The following is a 20,506-nucleotide window of genomic DNA, read 5'->3' as shown; positions in this document are numbered from 1 at the left end:
AGACGTCCTGGCTGGTCGCATGGTGCGGGAAGTGCCCCCGGGCCGGGGCGCGGGGACTGTACACCCGGCCCGGGGAGTCGCGGTCGGCTCCGTCGTGCTACCGGAGACCGCTGGAGAGGAGACGGCTCGTTACGGGAAGTTGGCGAGCGTGGACGGCACGGTGGAGGTGCCGGCGGGGATGGTGGACGCCCCGGTGTTGTTGATGACGTGGTTGTAGTGGCCCATTCCGCCGAGGGAGACCACCAGGAGGCTGTGGAACTTCACTCCGGGCTTGACGGGCGCCTTGAATCCGTGGTCCTGGACGATCGTCGGGTCCACGTTGTAGTTGCAGTAGCTGCCCAGGCCCCACGCCTCGTGGGTGTTCACGGAGTCGTCGACCCGGTAGGCGGCGTACCCCTTGGTGGTGCCGTTCTGGATGGCGGCCTGGTTGGGGGCGTCGTACGCCTTCTCGTTCTGGTAGAAGATCGTGCGGCCGCGCTCGCCGTACCACTCGACGTCGTACTTGTTGAAGTGCTCGACGAACAGGCCGGTGGCCAGCACGTCGTCGCCGTTGACGCGGACGCCGTAGTCGGCCCGGTTGGTCTCCCAGCCCCAGCCCTCGCCGTGGTCGGCGCGCCACACCCAGGTGTGGTCGATGATGGTGTCGTCGCTGTTCACGACCATGCTGGTGGTGGCCTTGCCCACGTGGGCGCCGCCGATGCGGATGTAGACGTCCTGCACCGTGGTGGGGTTGGCGGAGTGGTCCGCGGAGGAGTTCTGCGGGCCGAGCTCCAGCAGGGTCGCGGAGTTGACCGGGCCGGCGTCGATCAGGAAGCCGGCGAGGCGGACGCCGTCGACGTCGGCGACCTTCATCGCGGTGACGCCGTTGTCCGGGATGATCGTGGCGAGGCCGAGGCCGAGCACGATGGTGTTGGCGCGGTTCACGTTGATGGTCTGGTCGACGTGGTAGACGCCCGGCGTGAACAGCAGGTGCAGGCCCTGGGCGAGTGCCGCGTTGATGGTGGCGGCGGTTGCGCCCGGCTTGACCACGTAGAACTGGTTCAGCGGGATCGACTCGCCCTGCGGCGTGCCGTTGGCCCAGCTGGTGCCGCGGGCGTTGACCCGCTTGGCGGGGGCGAACACCTTGTACTCGTTGCCGTCGAGGTACAGGTAGGGCTTCTCACGGGAGATCGGCGTGGTGTCGAGCGTGGTGTAGCGGGGCTCGGGGAAGGAGGTGGCCGGAGCGCCCTCGACGCCCGAGAAGGTCTGGTTCCAGACGCTGTTGGACCAGCCGCCGATGGAGCTCTCGCGGGTGTACCACTGCTGCTGGGAGTAGTTCCCGACCTGGCCGTCGATCTTGGAGTCGGCGATGTAGCCGCCGCTGGCCCAGCCGTAGCCGTTCGGCGCGAGGTTGAGGCCGCCCTTGACGTGCATGCGGCGGAAGGAGGACGCCTGCGAGACGGCCCAGCGGTTGGTGCCGTTCACCGGGTTGAGGGTCAGGCCCTCGGCGCCGCGCCAGAAGTTCTGGGTGGCGTTGCCGTTGAACCAGCCGGCGTCGACGGTGACGTCGCCGTTGATGGTGGTGTCGCCGGGGCGCAGACCGAGGCCGGCTATCTGGGTGTAGAAGCCGATCTGGGCGTTGAGGTTGTTGTACGTGCCGGGCTTGAAGAGGAAGGCGTGCCGGCCGCTGCCGAACTGCGCCGACTCCTGCTCCTGGAAGACCTGGTCCAGCTTGGCCTGGATGCCGGGCGTGGACGGGTCGAAGACGTGCACGTTGGGGCCGAGGTCGCCGCCGCCGGGCAGCGTCGGGCCGGTGGTGTCGGTGGTGCCGTACACCTGGAACTCCCAGAGGGAGTAGCCGTACCCGGTGGCCCGGGTGAGGCCGTTCATGCGGACGTAGCGTCCGGAGCCGGAGAGGGTGACCTCGTCGGTGCCGCCGTCGCCCGCGGAGACCGCGGTGACGGTGCGCCAGTCGGTGCCGTTGTCGGAGGCCTGGATCTCGTAGTTCTTGCCGTAGGCCGCCTCCCAGGTGAGGACGGCCCTGCTGAGCTGCCGGCTGGCGCCGAGGTCGACCTGGAGCCACTGGGCGTCCTGCCACTGGCTGGCCCAGCGGGTGCCGAGGTCGCCGTCGACGGCGGCGGAGGCGGGGAAGACGGCTCCCTCGGCGGTGGAGGCGGTGGCCGTCTTCCCCTGGGAGAGCAGGGTCTCGGCGGCCTGGGCCGAGGTGGTGGGGACGACCGCGAGCAGCGTGCCGGCCAGGGAGGCGACGAGGGCGCCGACCATGGAGCGGCGGAGTGGGGATGTGGGGAGCCGGCGGGGCGGCGGGGACCCTACGGAGGACATGGATCTCCTCGGTGATACGTGACGGACACATGGGAGAGCGCTCTCCGAAACCTTGCACGGGGCCGGAGTCGACGGTCAAGCCATGTGACACGACTTTTCTTTTGACTTGCATTAAGCATCGATCACAGAGTGTCCGGATCCGTCGCGTACTGCCCACCCTCCGGACACACCGCACCGATAAAGTGCGTGGATGGGGAATCGAGGTCCGACCCTGGAGGACGTCGCACGCGAGGCGGGGGTGTCACGCGCGACGGTGTCCCGCGTGGTCAACGGCGTGCGGAACGTGGCTCCGGACATCCAGGAAGCCGTCCGCGCGGCCGTCGCCAGGACCGGCTACGCGCCCAACCAGGCGGCCCGCTCGCTGGTCACCCGGCGCACCGGCGCGGTCGCCCTGGTCCTGTCGGCGACCGGCGGTTCCTTCACCGCCCGGCTCTTCTCCGACCCGTTCTTCGGGCGGGTGGTCGACGGTGTCCTGCCCGTGCTGCGCGAGCGCGCGGTGCAGCCGGTGCTGCTCGTCGCCGAGTCCGAGCCGGCCCGTCTCCAGCTCGTCGAGTACCTGCGGCGCGGCGGCGGCGACGGGGCGGTCGTGGTGCCGCTCGACGAGGACGACCCGCTGCCGGGCATGCTCGCCTCGGCCGGGCTGCCGACGGCGCTCTTCGGGCGCCCTCCGCACGGGGTCCGCTGCGACTGGGTGGACCTGGACAACACCGCGGGCGCCCGGCTCGCGGCCGAGCACCTGTGGGAGACCGGGCGGCGGCGCCCCGCGACGATCGCCGCACCGGCGTCGGCGCCGACCGCGCGGGAGCGGCTCGCCGGCTTCACGGCGGCCCTCGCCGCGCGCGGGGTCGTCGACGTGCCGGTCGAGCGGGGCCGTTTCACCGAGGAGAGCGGCCGGGACGCGATGGCCCGGCTGCTCGACCGGCACCCCGACATCGACGCGGTCTTCGCCGCCAACGACGTGATGGCCCGCGGCGCCGTCCGCCACCTCGCGGAGCGGGGCCTCGACGTGCCGGGGCGGGTGGCGGTGATCGGTTTCGACGACGCGGCCACCGCCCGGGACGCCGAGCCCGCGCTGACCACCGTGCGGCAGCCGGTCGAGGCCATGGCGGCGGCCGCGACCGGTCTGCTCCTGGACCGCTTGGACCCCCGGGACGGGGACGCGGCGGAGACCGGTTCGAAGGTCTTCGAACCGGTCCTGGTCGTCCGGGAGTCGGCCTGAGCGAGGCGGCTCCCGGGCCGGCGGCGCGCAGGCGGTGCCCCGCGCGGCGCCCCGGCGGATCGGGCCCCTACGGGCTCCACCCCACGACCGCGCGGCGGGCCGCCCCCTTCACGGTCGGGGCGGCCCGCCGCGCGGTCGTGTCGCCCGCGGGTCAGCCGCGCAGCTCGCGGTGGGCGCGGATGAGTTCGGCGTAGCGGCGGCCGGTGGTCTTCATCGTGCGCTTCTGGGTGGCGTAGTCGACGTGGACGAGGCCGAAGCGCTTGTCGTAGCCGTAGGCCCACTCGAAGTTGTCCAGGAGCGACCAGGCGTAGTAGCCGGCGAGCGGGGCGCCCTTGCGCACGGCGCTCGCGCAGGCGGCGAGGTGCTGCTCCAGGTAGCGGGTCCGGTCGGGGTCGTGGACGGAGCCGTCGGCGGCGACGCTGTCGGGGAAGGCGGAGCCGTTCTCGGTGACGTACAGCTCGCGGACGCCGTACTCCTCGGTGAGCCGCAGCAGCAGGCTCTCCAGGCCCGCCGCCTCGATCTGCCAGTCCATGCCGGTGCGGGGCACGTCCGGGAGGCGGACCTCGCGGGCGTACGGGACGGGGCCCTCGGGGTCGTCGGCGACGGTGACCGGGAAGTAGTAGTTGAGGCCGTGCCAGTCGAGCGGGGCGGCGATGGTCTCCAGGTCGCCCGGCTTCTCGGGGAGGTCGACCCCGTACAGCTCGCGCATGTCGGTGGGGAAGCCTCGGCCGTAGACCGGGTCGAGCCACCAGCGGTTGCTGTGGCCGTCCATGCGGCGGGCGGCGGCGAGGTCCTCGGGGCTGCTGGAGGCCGGCTCGACGGTGGAGTGGTTGGTGACGAGGCCGATCCGGGCGCCGGGGGCGGCGGCGCGGACCGCCGCGGTGGCGAGGCCGTGGCCGAGGAGCAGGTGGTACGAGGCGCGGACGGCGGCCGTCAGGTCGGTGAGGCCCGGGGCCATCCGGCCCTCCAGGTGCCCGATCCAGGCGGAGCACAGCGGTTCGTTGAGGGTGGCCCAGTTGGTGACGCGGTCGCCGAGGCGGCCGGCGACGACGGAGGCGTAGGCGGCGAGGTGCTCGGCGGTCTCGCGGGAGGTCCAGCCGCCCCGGTCCTGGAGGGCCTGCGGCAGATCCCAGTGGTAGAGGGTGACGGAGGGGGTGATCCCGGCGTCGAGGAGGCCGTCGACCAGCCGGTCGTAGAAGTCGAGTCCGGCGGCGTTGACGGGCCCGTCGCCGCCGGGGAGGACCCGGGGCCAGGCTATCGACATCCGGTAGGTGTCGACGCCGAGCTCCTTCATCAGGGCGATGTCCTCGGGCCAGCGGTGGTAGTGGTCGCAGGCCGTGTCGCCGTTGTCGCCGTTGTCGATCGCGCCGGGGACGCGGGAGAAGGTGTCCCAGATGGACGGGGCGCGGCCGTCCTCGGCCACGGCGCCCTCGATCTGGTAGGCGGAGGTCGCCGTGCCCCAGGCGAAGGAGGACGGGAAGGCCGCCAGGTCGGGCTGCGGGGCGGTGTGGTCGGACACGGGGTCCCTTTCTGCGGAACGGGGCTGGGAGGACGTCACTTGACCGCACCCGCGGTGAGGCCGGCGACGAGGTAGCGCTGGAGGAGGAGGAACCCGACGACGACGGGGACGCTCACCACGAGGGAGGCGGCCATCACCTGGTTCCAGTAGACGTCGTTGAGCGTGGCGTAGCCCTGGAGGCCGACGGCGAGCGTGCGGGTGGTGTCGTTGGTCATGACGGAGGCGAAGAGGACCTCGCCCCAGGCCGTCATGAAGGCGTAGATCGCGACGGCGACGATGCCGGGCCGGGCGGCGGGCACGATCACCCGGAACAGCGCCTTGATCGGGCCGCAGCCGTCGACCTTGGCCGCCTCGTCCAGCTCGCGCGGGATCGAGTCGAAGTAGCCGGTGAGCATCCAGATGGAGAACGGCAGCGAGAAGGTCAGATAGGTGAGGATCAGGCCCTCGCGGGAGCCGAACAGGGCGATGCCGGTGGCGTTGCCGAGGTTGACGTAGATGAGGAAGAGCGGCAGCAGGAAGAGGATGCCGGGGAACATCTGCGTCGACAGGACGGTGACGGTGAAGACCCGCTTGCCGCGGAAGGTGTAGCGGCTGACGGCGTACGCGGCGAAGATCGCCACGATCACCGACAGGACCGTGGCTCCGCCGGCGACGACGATCGAGTTCACGAAGTAGTCGGCGAGCGGGACCGTCTCCCAGATGTCGAAGTAGGGAGCCACGGTGAGCGTGGACGGGATCCACTCGAACTTGCCCGACACGTCCTCCAGCGGCTTCAGCGAGCTGGAGATCATCACGTACACCGGCAGCAGCACGAAGCCGGTGAGCAGGGTGAGGACGATCCGCCGGGTCCAGAGGAAGGAGCGGGGCGGGGCCATCGGGGAGCGCGGCCGGGCCGTGCGGGCGTGGGCGGCGTCAGACATCGGAGGTCTTCCTTCCGCGGGTGGTGAGCAGGAGGTAGACGCCCGTGACGACGAGGAGGAAGAGCAGCAGGAGCACGGACATGGCCGAGCCGGTGCCGAAGTTCCAGGTCTGGAAGGACGACTGGTAGATGTGGAGCGAGATGAGGTCCGCGGCTTCCGGCGCCGCCTCGCCGAAGAGGACGAACGGCGTGTTGAAGTCGTTGAAGGTCCACAGGAAGAGGACCAGGACGAGGACCTGGTTGACGGAGCGCAGGGACGGCAGGGTGATGTGCCGGATCTGCTTCCAGACGCCGGCCCCGTCGAGGGAGGCGGCCTCGTACATCTCGCGGGGGATGTTCTGGAGGCCGGCCATCACGGTGAGGAAGGCGAAGGGCCACCCCTTCCAGACGGAGACGACGAGCAGGGCCCAGAAGCTGTTGTCCCCGATCAGCCAGAAGGCGGGGCTGTCGCCGATGCCGAGCTGGTCGTGGAGGACGTGGTTGATGACGCCGTTGTCGCGCTGGAACATGAACGCCCAGGTGATGACGGCGGCGTAGACCGGCAGGGCGTACGGGACGAGGAAGAGGGTGCGCAGGACGCCCCGGCCGCGGAACTTCTCCTGGAGGAGGACCGCGGCGGCCGTGCCGAGGAGCCAGCACAGGCCGACGGAGAGCACGGTGAACTGGCAGGTGGTCAGGAAGGACTTCAGGAGCGACTTCCCGACGGCCGCGTCGAAGTCGAGCGAGACCGAGAAGTTGTCCAGTCCCGACCAGGGGGCTGCGGCCCAGTCGCGGATGTAGAACTGGGTGAGCTCCTTGAAGCTCATGGTGATGCCCATGAGCATCGGCACGAGGTGGACGAGGAGTTCGAGGAGCAGGGCGGGCAGGAGCAGCAGGTAGGGCAGTGCGAGACGGCGACGCCCGGAGCGGCGTGCGGTGCGCGCCCCTCCGGGTGTGGCCTTGCGCACCGCCGGCTCCCGCGCGGGGGTGACGGCGGTCTGGGTCATGGGGCGGGTGCCTACTTCTTGGGCATCTGCTGCTGGGCCTTGTCGAGCTTGGCCTTGACGGACTCGGTGGTGACGGGCCGGCCGGCGGCGGCGTCGGCGAACAGTTCCTTGACCGCGGTGCCGACGACGGTCTCGAACTGCGACTCCTCCGGGACCTGCGGGAGGGCGGCGGCGCTGGAGGCGAGGGTGTCGCGGATGACGGCGAGGGACGGGCCGGAGAAGGCCGCGTCCTTCTGCGCGGTCTTGACCGGCGGCACGGAGCCGTACGTCTTGTTGAGGGCGATCTGCTCCTCGTCGCTGGTCATGAACTTCACGAACTTCAGGGCGCCGTCGAGGTTCTTGGTGTTCTTGAAGACGGCCATGTTGATGCCGGCGACCATCGAGTTGGTGGCGGTGCCGGTGCCCGGCTTGCCCGAGGGGACGGGGGCGGGGACGACGCCCCACTCCTCCTCGGACATGCCCTGGGAGGCGAAGGTCTGCGACGGGGTCTGCCAGAGGACCATGCCGGTCTTGTCCTTGGCGAAGTCGCTCAGGGACTGGTTCTGGGCGTACTCGGCGTTGCCCGGGGCGACGACCTTGTGGGTGGCCATGAGGTCGACGTACTGCTTGACGGCGGCGACGGCGCCGTCGGAGGTGAAGTCGGGCTTGCCGTCGGCGGTGAAGAAGTCGGCGCCGTGCTGCTTGCCGAGGACGAAGACCTGGTGGATGTTGTTGGAGAGGTTGGAGCCCTCGACCCCGATGCCCCACTTGCCGTCCTTGCTGAGCTTCTTGCCGGCGGCGACCACCTCGTCCCAGGTCGTCGGCGGCTTGGCTATGCCGGCGTCCTTGAACATCTGCTTGTTGTAGTAGAGGGCGTAGGCCATCGAGTAGAGCGGGACGGCGGCCGGGTCCTGGCCGGGGGCGCCGGTGGAGCCGAGGGCGGAGTCGACGAAGCGGTCCTTGCCGCCGATGGCCTCGAAGTTCTTCGCGTCCCAGGGCAGCAGGGCGCCGGTGGCCTGGAGGGAGGCGCTCCAGGTGTTGCCGATGTTGAGGACGTCCGGGCCCTGGCCGGAGGTGGTGGCGGTGAGGATCCGGTTGAGCAGGTCGGACCACGGGATCACCTCCAGCTTGACCTTGACGCCGGTGCGGCGCTCGAACTCGTCCAGTTCGGGCTGGAGGACCTTCTTGTCGACCTCCAGGCTGGAGCCCTGGTTGGTGGCCCAGTAGGTGAGGGTCTTCGTCGCCTGGCCGCCGTTGTCCTCGCCGCCGCCGCCACAGGCGGTCGCGGTGAGAACGAGGGAGAGGGTGACGGCACCCGTGACGGCGGCTCTGATTCTGCGCATGGCTCCTGGTCCCTTTCAGGGAAGGCGGGAGGACCGACAGGGGGAGCGCCCGGACCGCTCTCCGCCGCGTCGGCTTAATTTAGGATGTGAGTTAAACCCCATGAGAAGGTCGCGTCAAGGCTTGTCGTGCGGGTATGTTGCAGCGGACGACTACGAGGGGCGGGGACGAGAGTGCACGCGAAGAGTGGCCGCACGGTGCGCGACCTGCGGCGCGAGAACCGGACGGCGGTTCTCCGGAGGCTCTATTTCGACGGCCCGATGAGCCGGCTCGCGCTCGGTCCCGCGACCGGGCTCTCCTCCGGATCGATCAGCAACGTGGTCGCGGAGCTGGTCGCGGAGGGACTCGTCGAGGAGGCCGGCAGCGTCGACTCGGCCGGCGGCCGGCCGCGCACCCTGCTGCGGATCGCGCCGGGCAGCGGCTGCATGATCGGCGTGGACATCGGCGAGACCCGGGTGCGGATCGAGCTCTTCGACCTCGCGCTCACCGAGCTGGCCCGCACCGAGCGCCCGCTGGCCCCGTCGGGGCCGAGGACCGCGCGGTACGAGGTGGCGGTCGTCGTCGACCACCTCCGGGACGGCATCGCCGAGGTGCTGCGCACGGCCGGGGTACCGGCGGAGCGGCTGCTCGGCGTCGGGATCGGCGTCCCCGGCATCGTCGAGCGCACACCGGAGGACGGGGCGGTGGTGCACGGGCAGACGATCGGCTGGGACGCGGTGCCGCTGGAGCGGCTGCTGCGCGAGACGGTCGAGCTGCCGGCGGAGGTCCCGTACCGGATCGAGAACGGCGCCAAGACCCTCGGCCAGGCCGAGATGTGGTTCGGCGCGGGGCGCGGCGCCCGCAGCGCCGTGGTGGTCCTCTTCGGTTCCGGCGTCGGCGCGTGCGTGGTGACGGACCCCCTGGGTCCCGGGCGGGCGCTGGAGTGGGGCCATCTGACCGTACGGGTCCGGGGGCGGCGGTGCCGCTGCGGCGCCCAGGGCTGCCTGGAGGCGTACGCGGGCGCGGAGGCCCTGCTCGCCCGCTGGCGCGACGCGGGCGGCGAGCCGCCGGCCGGCGCGGACGAGGAGACGGCCCTCACGGCGATGCTCGCCGCGGCGTACCCGCCGGACGACCCGGGAGCCGAGCCCCCCGGCGGTGCGCCGGGCCCCGACATGGCGGCCGTCGCCGTGCTGGACGAGACGGCCGAGTACCTCGGGGCCGGACTGGCCGATCTGATCAACCTCTTCCAGCCCGAGCGGATCCTGGTCGGCGGGTGGGCGGGCCTTCAGCTGGGGAGCCGCTTCCTCGGCTCCGTCTCCGCGTACGCCCGCGCGTACGCGCTCCGCCACCCCGGCGGACGTACCAGGATCGCGCTCGGCACGCTCGGGCCCGAGGCGGTGACGGTGGGAGCCGGGCTGCTGCCCCTGGTCGACTTCTTCGCCCAGGGCGGGCGCAGGCCCGAGCGGGCGCCGAGCGTTCCGGCGCCCGCCTGGCAGACGGCGCTGCGGGACCGCGTCTCCACCTGACCCGGTCCCGCGCGGGCTACGCGTACGGGTCGAAGGGGATGCCGGCCGGCTTCGCCTTCGCGAGGTGGGCGGCGAAACTGCCGTCCTTCAGGCCGAAGTGGGCGCTGCCGAAGTCGGCCCCGGTCAGCTTCTCGCGGATTCCGGGCGGGTAGCCGTTCCAGCCGACGAGGGCGGGGAACTGCCAGGTGCCCCGGTGGTTCTCGGGCGGCTCGTCGTTGGTGTTGGCGGCCCGGAAGCAGTGGGTGCCGATGCCGTCCTTGTGGTAGACGACCTTGGGGTGGGTGCCGTCCCAGCGGATCCGGTCGCGGGCGTGGACGGTGAAGGACCCGTGGTTCGAGGTGGCGACGTACTGCGCCTGGTCGTTCTGGATCCAGACCACGACGTGCTCCCAGTCGTGCCGGTGGCCGCCGAGTCCGCTGCCCCAGACGGCTTGGTCCTTCTCGAAGTAGAGGCCGTAGAGGACCGCGCACCAGCCGTTGTTGCAGAGCGAGCGGGCGTAGCCGTTGGTGCTCGCGAGGTCCGACGCGTCCCGGCACTGGCCGCTGACCGTGCCGGACGGCTTGAGACCGGGATTGAGGGTGCCGTCGGGGCCGATCGCGGCCGTCGGGTAGCAGCCGTCGGTGTCGTAGTCGTACGCGGGCTGGAACGTCCGCTCCAGGGCGTCCGCGTTCGCGGGGAGCGCGGGCGGCGGGGCGGCGAGGGCACCGCCCGGGAAGGCGAGGAGGAGCGCGAGGGCGCTGCCGAGGACGGCGGCTCCCTTCGTGACGCGGCGCGAGGTCTTCAACTCCGGCTCCCTGAGGGGGTCGAGGGGGTGGGGGGTACGGAGGTCGCGCCGTGGGCCTGACGGGACGGACGACCGCGCCCTGACATGCCCATCCCAAGTCGCTCCCAAACGGCCGGCAACCGCCGACCGGCCCGGAACGTCCTGATCAGGGACGCCAGGGGACGATCGGGGGACGATCGGGGGACGACCGAGGGAAGGACGGATGGACGTGGCGGGGCGGGAAGGAGAACCGGGCGGGCGCCGCACGCGGTGGATCGGACGCGGACCGGACGGCGGGAGCGGCCGGAGCGACGAACGCGGACCGGACGGCGGGAGCGGCCCTAGCGACGAACGCGGACCGCGCGAAGAGCGCGGGCCCGCCGGGGGCCGCGAGCCGGATGGCGCGCGCGGACCCGACAGCGGACGTGAACCCGACAGAGGACACGGGCCGGACGACGGACGCGATCCGGATGGCGCGCGCGGACCCGAGCCCGGCACAGGACACGGGCCCGGCGGCGGGCGTCCGCGGGGGTGGCTGCTCGCCGCTCTCGGCCTGGTGACCGCCGGGGTGCTGGCGCTGCACCGCTTCGTGCCGAACACCCCGGGTCGCCTCGGCAGTCTGCTGGAGACCTTCCTCTTCTGGCTCGGCCCGTTCACCGCGCTCCTGCTGCTCTGCGCGGCGGTGCGCCGCAGCCGTACGGCCCTGGTCGCGCTGCTCGTCCCGGTCGTGGCGTGGACGACCGCCTTCGGTCCGCTGCTGCTGCCCGCCGGCCCGCCCGGCGCCCGCGAGCTCACCGTGGTCCAGCACAACGTCGCCGACGACAACGCCGACCCGACCGGCACGGCCCGGGCGCTGGCCGACGGCGGCGCCGACCTGATCGCGCTCCAGGAGCTGGTCGATCCGGCGCTCGCGGTCTACCGCCGGGAGCTCTCGGCGCGCTACCCGCACCACGCCGTGCGCGGCACGGTCGGCCTCTGGTCCCGCCACCCGCTCGGCGACACCCTGGCCCTCGACATCAAGCCGAAGGACGTCACCGAGCCGTGGCAGCGGGCGCTGCGGGCCGAGGTGCGCACCCCGTACGGGGAGGTGGCGGCCTACGTCGTCCACCTGCCGTCCGTCCGCCTCGGGCCCGCCGGCCTCGCGTCGGCCCGGCGTGACGAGAGCGCCGCCCTCCTGGGACGGATCCTGGCGGCGGAGAGCAACGCTCGGGTGGTCCTGGCCGGCGACCTGAACGGCACCGTGGACGACCGCGGCCTGGCCCCGCTGACCTCGCGCCTCGACGCCCCCGAGCGCGGCCTCGCGCTGAGCTACCCGGCCGTCCTCCCGGTCGCGCGGATCGACCAGGTGCTGGCCCGGGGCGGCACCGTGGCCCGGATCCGCCCCCTCCCCGGGACGGGCAGCGACCACCTCCCGGTCCTGGCCCGGATCGCCCTCGACGCGACTCCCCCGGCCGGTGGTTGATCGAAAAGCGGTCATTGTTCGTTCACCGGCCGAACCCGCCGGCCGGCGTGCCACCGGTGAGACGCCGTTCCGGTGACCGTCCGGATCGTGGACACACCGGGTCGGCGACCTCGGCGGTTCCCGCGCGGTCCGGCTTCCGGTTCCGCGACCGCGCACATCGGACGCCGAACCGTCAAGCACGCGGGGGAGCTTGACCTGAAGCGCACGCCCCCTGTTCCGCCCTCCGCGCTCCCTGTACCTTCCGTCCTGACCCCGCCGCCGACCGGGGTCGCGACCCCCACGTTTCCGGCCATTCCCGGCCACGACCGCCCAGCGCATCGCCCGCCCCTCCACTCCCCCCGGTGGTTCCGCATGCCCGCTGTCCCCGCTCGGCCCCCGACCTCCCGCCTCCGGCGTCCCGGTTCCGCCGGGGCGTAGTCCTCCGCCCGGCCGGACGACCGCCGCCGGGCCGGATCCGCAGAGGCGGACGGCGGGCGAGCCCGCCACCCGCCCGTCGTACGACCAGGCACCACCGGCCCACCACACGTCCGCGGCCGGGTCCGGACTCGGGGAAGACGGAGACATCGTGCGATTCCAACTGCTGGGGCCCCTGAGCATCACCGACGGACGGGACACCGTCGTGCTGCCGCCGTCCAAGCCGACGGCCCTGCTCGCCGCCCTGCTGGTCCGCCCGGGGTCCATCGTCTCCACCGACCGGCTCCTCGGGGCGGTCTGGGGCGAGGAGCAGCCGTCCACCGCCAAGGCCGCCCTGCAGAGTTGCGTGCTGCGGCTGCGACGCCTCTTCGCCAAGTACGGCATCGAGGACCAGGCGGTGGTGGCGGTGGCCGGCGGCTACCGCGTCGACGCCGACGCCGGGACCCTCGACCTGCTCCACTTCCGCCGGCTCGTCGAACGGGCCGCCACCGGCGACCCCGGCTCCGAGCTGTACGAGCTCCGCGCCGCGCTCGCCCTCTGGCAGGGCCCCCTGCTCGCCAACGTGCCCTCCGAACTGCTCCACCGCGACGAGGTGCCGCGCCTCGCGGAGGAGCGGCTGCGGGTCCTGGAGCGGGTCGTGGACATCGAGCTGGAGCACGGCCGATGTCGTGAGGCACTCGTCGATCTGTGGGAGGTTACGCGCGTATACCCGGCCCATGAGCGGTTCGCCGAACAGCTCATGACGGCGCTCTACCGGCTCGGACGGCAGGCGGAGGCGCTCGCCGAGTACCGGCGCGTCAAGGAACAGCTCCGCGACCGGCTCGGCGTCGACCCCCGGGCCGGACTGCGGAGGCTCGAACTGGCCATGCTGCGCGGCGAGGACCTCGGCCCCGACGACAGCGGGCGGGGACCACTGCGCCCGGCCGCCGCCCCCGCCGGGGCCGGGCCCGGAACCCCCACCGGGACCGCGGCCGCGACCACGGCGGGAGCAGCTCCGCCCGGAACCGGGCGACCCGGCCCGGAGCGGACCGCCGGAGCCGGCCGCGCCACCGCTCCCCCCTCACCCTCGGGAACCGCCACCGCGCCGCTGCCGACCGTGCCCGGCTTCACCGGCCGTGAGGCAGAGGTCGACGCCCTGGTGCGACTGCTGACCCGCGGCGAGGCCGACGGCGGCCGCGCCCCTGTGGCCGTCCTCTCCGGTGCCCCCGGCATCGGCAAGAGCGCCCTCGTCCTCCACGTGGCCCGCCTCGTGGCCGACCGGCACCCCGGCGGCAGCGCCCTGGTCACGCTCACCCACCCGGACGGCACCCCGCGCACGGCCGAGGAGGCCGCCGCCGAGCTGCGCCGGACCCTGCCCGAAGGGCCCCGTACCGGCTCCGCCCTGCTCGTCCTCGACGACGTGGTCCACCCCGACCAGGTACGCCCCCTGCTCACCGCCCGAGCCGGTGCCGCCGCGCTCGTCACCAGCCGCACCGGACTCGCCGCCCTGGTCGCCACCCACGGCGGCACCGTGCACCGGCTCGGCGCGTTCGCCCCCGCCGAGTCCCGCGCGCTGCTCACCACCGCGCTCGGCCCGGAGCGGATCGCCGCCGAACCGGCCGCCGCGCGGCGCCTCGCCGACGCCTGCGGCCACCATCCGCTCGCCCTGCGGATCGCCGCCGCCCGGCTGCTGACCCGGCCCCGGCTGCGGCTCGCGGACTACGCCGACTGGCTCGCCCGCGATCCGGCGGGGCGCCTCAGCCTCTCCGACGACCCCCGCACCTCAGTCCCCCAGCGCCTCGACGAAGCCCTGGGCCGGCTCTCCCCCGCCCTCGCCGAGGCCCATCTGCGCCTCGCCGCCAGCCCGTTCGAGCCGCTCACCGCGGAACGCGCCGCGACCGTCCTCGACGTGCCCGCGGAGGCGGCCGAGCTGACCCTCGAACGACTCCTCGACGCCGGCTTCCTGGAGGAGGGCCTGCCGGGTGCCTTCCGGCCGCTCGCCCTGCTGCGGGCGCACGCCCGCCGGACCGCGGGCGCCCCCGCCGGTCCCCCTCCGCCACCGCAGCGGCCGCCGCTGCCCGCCGTACTGCGCTGACGGCCCCGTTCCCGCCCCTCCCCGCTTCCCCCGGCGTCCCACGCGAGCCGGTCCGTCCCACCGCCCCCACCCGTCCCCACCGCACCGTCCCCACCCCCTCGGCGACCGGCCCCGCACCCCGGGCCGTGCCGCCCCGCCCCGCCCCGCCCCGCCCCGCCACGAGAGGTGTGACGCACGTATGAGCAGCTCCTCACCGTCGTACTCGGACGTCGCCGGAACCCGGCCGCGCGTCCGCCGCGACGTCCTCTACACCCGGACCCCCGACGGCGTGATCTTCCACAACGCCGACGGCGGCTTCCGCCTGACCGGGGCCTCCGGCTACCGCTTCGCCACCCTGCTCCTCCCCCACCTCGACGGCGCGCGCACGGTCGAGGAGATCTGCGGCGGCTTCGGGGACCGGCAGAAGGCCATGGTGGGCGAGCTGGTGAAGGCGCTCTACGCACGCGGCTTCGCCCGACCCGTCCCCGCGCCCGCCGAGGACCCGGACGCCCCCGCGACCGACCCGGCGGCGGCTGCCCGCTTCGCCCCGCAGATCGCCTACGTCGACCATTACGCCGACGACGCCGACGCCCGATTCGCCCGCTATCGCGCCACCCGCGTCGCGGTCCTCGGCGACGGCCCGGTCGCCCGCTGGTGCGCCCTCTCCCTGCTCCGCAACGGCTGCGCCGCCGTCGGTGTCGAGCCCGCGCTCGCCGACGGCACCGGCGCCGGCTCCGGGGACTTCGCCGCCGTCCGCGCCGAGGCCGCCGAACTCGCCGCCGAGGGCTGCCCGGTGGAGCTGGCCGTGCTTCCCGCCGGCGGTGCGGGCTGGGCCGCGTACGAGGGGTACGACCTGGTGGTGGCCGCCGCGCCCGGCACACCGGGCACCGTCCTGGAGCTGCTGCGCGCCGGCGTCCCGGAGGGCCGGGCGCTGCTGCCCGCCTGGACCTTCGGCGACCGCGCGGTGGTCGGCCCGGTGATGGACGCGGAGGCCACCACCTGCTGGGCGTGCGCCGCCCTCAGGCTCGGCGCGGCGGGCGAGGCGGCCGACGCCGCCGCGCTGTGGGGCGGGCTCGCGCTCGATACCGGCCCGGCCGGTGCGGCTCCGGCCGGGCCGCTCGCCGCGATGCTGGGGAACCTCCTCGGGTACGAGGTGTTCCGGCTGACGACCGGCGTCCTGCCCGCGGAGACCCGCGACAAGCTGCTCGTCCAGCACACCGCGACCTTCGACGTGGCCGCCGAGTCGCTGCTGCCGCACCCGCGCTGCCCGTTCTGCGCGCGGCCGGCCGCCGCCCCCGAACCGGTGGACCTGACGTCGGCGCCCGCCCGGCCGGCCTTCCTGCCGACGGTCGCCACCGCGCCGGACGACGACGCGGCGCAGGGCCCGCTGGCGGAGCTGGAGCGGCGCTCGGCGCTGATCGGGCCGCACGCCGGGGTGTTCACCGGCTACGCGGACGAGCGGCTGACGCAGACCCCGCTCAAGGTCGGCGCGGTGACCCTGGGGCTCGGCCCCGGGAGCACCAGGACCGTCACCGCCTTCGACGTGCACCACACCGCCGGGGCGCGGCTGCGGGCGCTGGACGCGGCGGCCGTGCTCTACGCCGAGCACGTGGTGCCCGCCGCCGGACCGGCGGCGGCCGGGCTCCCGTCAGTGGCTCCGGAGGCGCTCACCATCGCGTCGGGGACGGGCGGTTCCGGTGCCGCGACCGCGTGGACGGCCGCGACCTCGCTGCTGACGAAGGAGGCCGTGCGGGTGCCGGCCGGTGCCGTGCGGCCCTTCGGCCCGGCCAACGCCGACCGGCGCTTCGAACCGACCCGGGCGGGCGCCGGGGCGGGCACCGACCTGCCGGAGGCGGCGGCGGCAGGGCTCCTGTCGGCGCTGGCGCACGACGCCCTGCGCCTGGCGCTCGCCGGGGCCGGCCGGGTCGCCGTGCTCGCGCCGGAGGCCTGCGGGGACGATCCGGAGCTGACGTTCCTGCTGCGCTCGGGCGCGCTCCTGGGGCTGGACGTCGAGCTGCTCGACCTCGGTGAGCGGGACCGCTCGGGGGCTTCGGTGGTGCTCGCGCGGACCACCGGGACCGGCGGCGCGGGCCGCTGGGCGGTGGGGGCGGCGCCCGATCTGCCGGGCGCGGCCGTCGACGCCGTGCGGGACCTGCTCGGTGAGGTCCAACTGGACTTCGAGGGACCGGAGTCGAGGATCGGCGCCGATCCGGGCGATCCATTGCTGCGGGACCTCGACCCGGCACTCGTACGCGTGACGGAGCCGGGTCCGGTCGAGGGTGCCGGGGCGCCGGTGGAGTGGGCGCGGGTCCTGGAGCGGCTCGCGGCGGCCGGGCGGGACGCCTTCGTGGTGCCCACCCACGCCGCCGACCTTCCGGTGGCCGGCATCCTCACCGTCCGCGTCCTGCTGACCCGGGCGGTCACCGATGCCGGCTGAGGCCGGCGCTCCCCCGGACCACGCCGCGCCCGGGCACCCGGAGGCGGAGGCCTTCGCCCGGGCGCTGGGCACCGCCCTCACCGAGCCGGCGGCGGAGCGGGAGTTCGACGTGGCGGCGGTGGAGCGGGAGTTCGACGTGGCGGCGCTGGGACTCGTGGACGCCTGCACCGCCCCGGCCCGGGCGGCCGGTCGCGCCGGGGCGCTGCCGGTGCGGCTGTACGGGCGCCAGATCGTGATCGGGCCGTGGCCGTCGGCCGAGGGGGCGCCCGGCTGCGCGACCTGTCTGGAGCGGCGCTGGCAGGGGGTCCGATCGGTGCCGCTGCGCGAGGGGCTGGAGCTGGGCGGGGACACCCGGGCGGCGGGGGCGTGGCCGTACGGCATCCCCTTCGCGGCGACGGCCGTGGCCGCGCTGGTGGCCGGCCTCGAAGGGGAGCCGGCCGGGCCGGGGCCGTATCCGTACGTACGGCTGCTCGACCTGGACGCGCTGACCGTGCGCACCCATCCGCTCGTTCCCGACCCGGAGTGCCCGGAGTGCGGCCGGGTGGGCACGGACTCGGCGGAGGGCGCCGAGCCGGCCCTGCGGGCCGCGCCGAAGCACCGTCCCGGGGCGTTCCGGGTGCGGCCGGTCGAGGCGTACGGGCTTCCGGTGGACGCCTTCGCCAATCCGTACTGGGGCGCGGTCGGTCCGTCGGTCGTCCTCGACGTGGCCTCGACCACCACGTCCGCGACCGTCGGCTGCTTCTCGACGCGCTCCGGCTCCTATCTGCGGGAGACCTTCTGGGGCGGGCACGCGGACACGTACGACCGCAGCCGGAGCATCGGGATCCTGGAAGGGCTCGAACGGTACGCGGGGATGCGGGCACGCGCCCGGCCCGCCTCGCTCGTCGCCTCTCTCGACGAGCTGGGGCCGGACGCGGTGGACCCGCGTGTGACCGGCCTCTACGACGCCGCCTTCCACCGGGGCAACCCCCGGGTGACGCCGTTCGCCCCGGACCGGCCGCTCCCGTGGGTGTGGGGCTGGTCGCTGCGGGACGGGAAGCCCAGGCCGGTGCCGGAGGTGCTGGCGTACTACCACGCCCCCGGTCTGGAGCACCGCTTCGTGCAGGAGAGCTCCAACGGCTGCGCGTCCGGGGGCGGTCTGGAGGAGGCCGTCTACTTCGGCCTGATGGAGGTCGTGGAGCGGGACGCCTTCCTGCTGGCCTGGTACGGGCAGCGGCCGCTGCGCGAGATCGACCCGGCGACCAGCGCCCGGCGTTCCACCCGGCACCTGGTCGACCGGCTGGCGATGTACGGCTACCGGGCCCGGTTCTTCGACACCCGCGCCGGGTTCCCGATCCCGGTGGTCACCGCGTGCGCCGAGCGCGTCGACGGCGGCATCGGCCGGATGTGCTTCGGGGCGGGCGCCGGGCTCGACCCGGAGTCGGCGCTCGACTCGGCGCTGTGCGAGATCGCCACCGACGCGGTCAACCTGGTGGGCAGGACCGTACGCGACGAGGTCCGACTGCGGGCGATGGCCGCCGACTTCGACCTGGTCACGAGCCTGCACGACCATCCGATCCTGTACGGGATCCCGGAGATGGCCCGGCACGCCGACTTCCTGCTGCGGCAGGAGGCGCCGGGCCCGCCGCTCGCCGTCGCCGACCTGGCCTGGCCCGACGCCTCGGGGCGGGCCGCCTCGCCGGATCTGCGGGAGGACCTGCTGCGGGCGGTGGACGCGGTGGCGGCGGACGGTTTCGACGTGGTCGTCGTCGACCAGACGCTGCCCGAGCAGCGGGCCCTCGGCCTGCACACGGTCAAGGTGCTGGTGCCCGGTCTGCTGCCGATCGACTTCGGCTGGGCGCGGCAGCGCGCCCGCCACATGCCCCGGATGCGGGCGGCGCTCGGTCCCGCCGGCCTCCATCCCGCCCCCCATCCGTTCCCGTGAGCCGGCCCGCCGCCCGACCGACCCGCCCGCCATCCGAACGTCCGAAAGGGGGCCGACCCCATGGGGTACGCCCATGAGTACGCCGACGCCGTGCTGCACCGCGGCCGCGTCCCGATGGAACCCGCCGACTTCGTCCCCGACTGGCCGGACGCCCCGCGCAAGGGGAGGTTCTACCCGGGGGTGGAGCCGTACGCCCTGCCGGACGGGGGCGGCACCGGCTCCGCGGCGGCCGGGCTGCTGCCCGCGCCGGACCGCCCGACCGGGGCGGGGTTCACCCTGCCGCTGCTGGCCGCGATGCTGAAGGACTCCTACGGTCTGACCGGCCGCCGCCTGGGCGTCCAGGCCAACAGCGACCTGCCGGGGCTGCCGCTCTACCCGCACGCCAACTGGTCGCGCGGGACGGCCGGCGGCGGCGGCCTGTACCCCGTCGCCGTGCACTGGGCGGCCGGGCCCTCCGGGCCGCTCACCCCGGGCCTCCACCACTACGACGTGCACCGGCACGCCGTGCAGCGGGTGCTGACCGGGGACGTGACGGCACCGGTGCGCGACGCGCTGGGCCCGGACGCGCCGGCCCCGGCGCGGGAGACCGACCACTACCTGCTGCTCTCGGTGAAGTACTGGCAGACCGCCTTCAAGTACAACAGCTTCGGCTTCCACGTCGTCTGCACCGACGTGGGCACGCTCGTGCAGACCTGGCGGGTGTGGGCCGCCGCGCACGGCCTCGCCGTCGGGCCGGTGCTCTGGTTCGACGAGGCGCGGCTGAACCGGCTGCTCGGCACCGCGGGCGAGGAGGAGACGGTCTTCGCGGTGGTTCCGCTGGCCTGGGACGGCGCGCCCGCCGCGGTGGAGACCGCCGCCGCGCCCGATCCCGCCGTGCGCCACCGGGACCTGGAACGGTCCCGTACCGTCATCGGCTTCCCGACCGTCCGGGCCATGCACGCGGCCACGCTCGCCGGCGCCGCCCGCCGGCCCGCGCCGGGCGCGCTCGGCGCGGCGGCGGTCGGGCCGCTGCCGGAGGGCCCGGACCGGGTGGCGCTGCCCGCGCCGGTGCTGCCCGAGGTGCCGGTGCGGCGGGTGCTCCGCGAACGGCGTTCCAGCTTCGGCCGGTTCGACGCCTCCCGGCCGGTGACGCCGGGCGAGCTGTCGGCCGTGCTGGCCGCCTGCGCCGCCACGTCGCTGGGCGGCGAGGCCGGCACCGGGGGCGGCGGGTCGCTGGTGCGGCTGTACGTCTTCGTCAACCACGTGGAGGGGATCGAGCCGGGCGCCTACGCCTACGACCCCGACGCGGGCGGGCTGCTGCCGGTCGTCCCCGGCCCGCAGGGGGACTTCCTCCAGGCGAACTACTTCCTCGCCAACTACAACCTGGAGCAGGCCGGTGCCGTCCTCGTGCCGACCGTCCGCACCGCGGCCGTCCTGGACGCGGTCGGCGACCGGGGCTACCGGATCGCCGTGGGGACGGCCGGCGCCGTCGCGCAGACCTTCTACCTCGCCGCCTCCGCGCTGGGAGTCGGCGCGGGTGTCGCGCTCGGCTTCGACAACGTGTCGTTCGTGGAGCGGCTGGGGCTCGCGGGGACCGAGGAGGCGCCGCTGCTCATCATGCCGCTGGGGCACGAGCGTCCCCGGCCCGCCGACTTCCGCCACGAGATCGCCTGAGGGGGCCGCG

At 74.3% G+C, this 20,506-nt stretch carries 13 protein-coding genes; 7 read left to right on the top strand and 6 right to left on the bottom strand.

Annotated elements, in window-relative coordinates; all coding sequences use genetic code 11:
* Positions 1 to 129 precede the first annotated feature (129 nt).
* On the bottom strand, positions 130 to 2,322 hold the full coding sequence (locus ACF1BN_RS13200) for a discoidin domain-containing protein (protein WP_392331691.1): 2,193 nt from the start codon (positions 2,320 to 2,322) through the stop codon (positions 130 to 132).
* Positions 2,323 to 2,512: 190 nt separating this feature from the next.
* Here ACF1BN_RS13200 and ACF1BN_RS13195 point away from each other — a divergent pair, with 190 nt between their 5' ends.
* Positions 2,513 to 3,541, top strand: coding sequence for a LacI family DNA-binding transcriptional regulator (locus tag ACF1BN_RS13195; protein ID WP_392331690.1), 1,029 nt, complete (start codon positions 2,513 to 2,515; stop codon positions 3,539 to 3,541).
* Between the two features lie 151 nt (positions 3,542 to 3,692).
* Here the strand turns inward: ACF1BN_RS13195 and ACF1BN_RS13190 are convergent, their stop codons facing one another.
* Genes ACF1BN_RS13190 through ACF1BN_RS13175 form a run of 4 tightly spaced genes read right to left on the bottom strand, consistent with a single transcriptional unit; the run spans position 3,693 to position 8,287 of the window.
* Positions 3,693 to 5,060 carry a GH1 family beta-glucosidase gene (locus ACF1BN_RS13190; RefSeq protein ID WP_392331689.1) on the bottom strand — a complete coding sequence of 456 codons (1,368 nt, stop codon included), beginning with the start codon at positions 5,058 to 5,060 and terminating at the stop codon, positions 3,693 to 3,695.
* A gap of 35 nt (positions 5,061 to 5,095) precedes the next feature.
* Positions 5,096 to 5,980, bottom strand: coding sequence for a carbohydrate ABC transporter permease (locus ACF1BN_RS13185; RefSeq protein WP_392331688.1), 885 nt, complete (start codon positions 5,978 to 5,980; stop codon positions 5,096 to 5,098).
* Positions 5,973 to 6,965, bottom strand: a complete 993-nt coding sequence (locus ACF1BN_RS13180) for a carbohydrate ABC transporter permease (RefSeq protein ID WP_392331687.1) — start codon at positions 6,963 to 6,965, stop codon at positions 5,973 to 5,975. Before ACF1BN_RS13180 ends, ACF1BN_RS13185 begins: the two co-directional genes overlap by 8 nt.
* A gap of 11 nt (positions 6,966 to 6,976) precedes the next feature.
* A complete protein-coding gene (locus ACF1BN_RS13175; RefSeq protein ID WP_392331686.1) occupies positions 6,977 to 8,287 on the bottom strand; it encodes an ABC transporter substrate-binding protein in 1,311 nt (436 codons plus the stop codon).
* Positions 8,288 to 8,458: 171 nt separating this feature from the next.
* Between ACF1BN_RS13175 and ACF1BN_RS13170 the strand changes: the two genes are divergently transcribed.
* On the top strand, positions 8,459 to 9,790 hold the full coding sequence (locus tag ACF1BN_RS13170; protein WP_392331685.1) for an ROK family protein: 1,332 nt from the start codon (positions 8,459 to 8,461) through the stop codon (positions 9,788 to 9,790).
* A gap of 16 nt (positions 9,791 to 9,806) precedes the next feature.
* Here ACF1BN_RS13170 and ACF1BN_RS13165 read toward each other — a convergent pair whose 3' ends face one another.
* Positions 9,807 to 10,574: an NPP1 family protein gene (locus tag ACF1BN_RS13165; protein ID WP_392331684.1), complete on the bottom strand. Its 768-nt coding sequence runs from the start codon at positions 10,572 to 10,574 to the stop codon at positions 9,807 to 9,809.
* Between the two features lie 535 nt (positions 10,575 to 11,109).
* On the opposite strand from ACF1BN_RS13165, the gene ACF1BN_RS13160 reads away from it, so the two are divergent.
* The 5 genes from ACF1BN_RS13160 to ACF1BN_RS13140 all read left to right on the top strand — a co-directional run bounded on the left by ACF1BN_RS13160 (position 11,110) and on the right by ACF1BN_RS13140 (position 20,496).
* Positions 11,110 to 12,015 carry an endonuclease/exonuclease/phosphatase family protein gene (locus ACF1BN_RS13160; protein ID WP_392331683.1) on the top strand — a complete coding sequence of 302 codons (906 nt, stop codon included), beginning with the start codon at positions 11,110 to 11,112 and terminating at the stop codon, positions 12,013 to 12,015.
* Positions 12,016 to 12,580: 565 nt separating this feature from the next.
* Positions 12,581 to 14,503 (top strand): BTAD domain-containing putative transcriptional regulator, encoded by a 1,923-nt coding sequence (locus tag ACF1BN_RS13155; protein ID WP_392331682.1) that lies wholly within the window; start codon positions 12,581 to 12,583, stop codon positions 14,501 to 14,503.
* A gap of 178 nt (positions 14,504 to 14,681) precedes the next feature.
* The gene (locus tag ACF1BN_RS13150) at positions 14,682 to 16,919 is read left to right on the top strand and encodes a TOMM precursor leader peptide-binding protein (protein ID WP_392331681.1); all 2,238 of its coding nucleotides are present in this window, start codon (positions 14,682 to 14,684) and stop codon (positions 16,917 to 16,919) included.
* Positions 16,909 to 18,843 (top strand): TOMM precursor leader peptide-binding protein, encoded by a 1,935-nt coding sequence (locus ACF1BN_RS13145; RefSeq protein WP_392331680.1) that lies wholly within the window; start codon positions 16,909 to 16,911, stop codon positions 18,841 to 18,843. Before ACF1BN_RS13150 ends, ACF1BN_RS13145 begins: the two co-directional genes overlap by 11 nt.
* 60 nt (positions 18,844 to 18,903) lie before the next feature.
* A complete protein-coding gene (locus ACF1BN_RS13140) occupies positions 18,904 to 20,496 on the top strand; it encodes a nitroreductase family protein (protein ID WP_392331679.1) in 1,593 nt (530 codons plus the stop codon).
* Positions 20,497 to 20,506 lie beyond the last annotated feature (10 nt).

It is taken from the genome of Streptomyces sp. NPDC014861 (assembly GCF_043081625.1).
Classification (GTDB): domain Bacteria; phylum Actinomycetota; class Actinomycetes; order Streptomycetales; family Streptomycetaceae; genus Streptomyces.
This window is presented reverse-complemented; position numbering and strand designations above follow the sequence as displayed.

Bases quoted from the DNA above. Each gene is read 5' to 3' on its own strand.
- ACF1BN_RS13200 (WP_392331691.1), bottom strand. From the start codon at position 2,322: ATGTCCTCCGTAGGGTCCCCGCCGCCCCGCCGGCTCCCCACATCCCCA.
- ACF1BN_RS13195 (WP_392331690.1), top strand. From the start codon at position 2,513: ATGGGGAATCGAGGTCCGACCCTGGAGGACGTCGCACGCGAGGCGGGG.
- ACF1BN_RS13185 (WP_392331688.1), bottom strand. From the start codon at position 5,980: ATGTCTGACGCCGCCCACGCCCGCACGGCCCGGCCGCGCTCCCCGATG.
- ACF1BN_RS13180 (WP_392331687.1), bottom strand. From the start codon at position 6,965: ATGACCCAGACCGCCGTCACCCCCGCGCGGGAGCCGGCGGTGCGCAAG.
- ACF1BN_RS13175 (WP_392331686.1), bottom strand. From the start codon at position 8,287: ATGCGCAGAATCAGAGCCGCCGTCACGGGTGCCGTCACCCTCTCCCTC.
- ACF1BN_RS13150 (WP_392331681.1), top strand. From the start codon at position 14,682: ATGAGCAGCTCCTCACCGTCGTACTCGGACGTCGCCGGAACCCGGCCG.
- ACF1BN_RS13145 (WP_392331680.1), top strand. From the start codon at position 16,909: ATGCCGGCTGAGGCCGGCGCTCCCCCGGACCACGCCGCGCCCGGGCAC.
- ACF1BN_RS13140 (WP_392331679.1), top strand. From the start codon at position 18,904: ATGGGGTACGCCCATGAGTACGCCGACGCCGTGCTGCACCGCGGCCGC.